This window comes from Pseudomonas frederiksbergensis, from assembly GCF_003732665.1.
In the GTDB taxonomy this organism is placed as follows: Bacteria; Pseudomonadota; Gammaproteobacteria; order Pseudomonadales; family Pseudomonadaceae; genus Aquipseudomonas; species Aquipseudomonas frederiksbergensis_G.
This window is the reverse complement of record NZ_MOBP01000094.1, coordinates 1-287: the sequence shown is the minus strand read 5'-3', so window position 1 is coordinate 287 and position 287 is coordinate 1. Positions and strand designations below refer to the sequence as shown.

General features: G+C 69.3%; 1 protein-coding gene. It reads left to right on the top strand.

Annotated elements, in window-relative coordinates:
• Positions 1 to 287: SDR family NAD(P)-dependent oxidoreductase (locus BK665_RS33290; protein WP_123410646.1), on the top strand; the 287-nt coding region annotated here is incomplete at both ends.

The window sequence follows — 287 nt, the reverse complement described above, 5'->3', positions numbered from 1 at the left end:
GGGCCAGCAAAGGGCTGGGCGTGGCCTGTGCGCGGGCCCTGGCGAAGGAGGGCGTGACCCTGGTGATCAACGCTCGCGGCGAAGAGGCCTGGCAGGTCGCCGCCACGGAACTGCGCAACCTGGGCGTCGAAGTGCGCACCGTGATCGGCGACATCAGCGACGCGAGCGTGCGCGAAAAGGTGCTGGCGGCGTGTCCGCAGGTCGACATTCTGGTCAACAACGCCGGCGGCCCACCGCCGGGTGATTTCCGCGACTGGCAGCGCGAGGACTGGCTAAAAGCGCTGGAC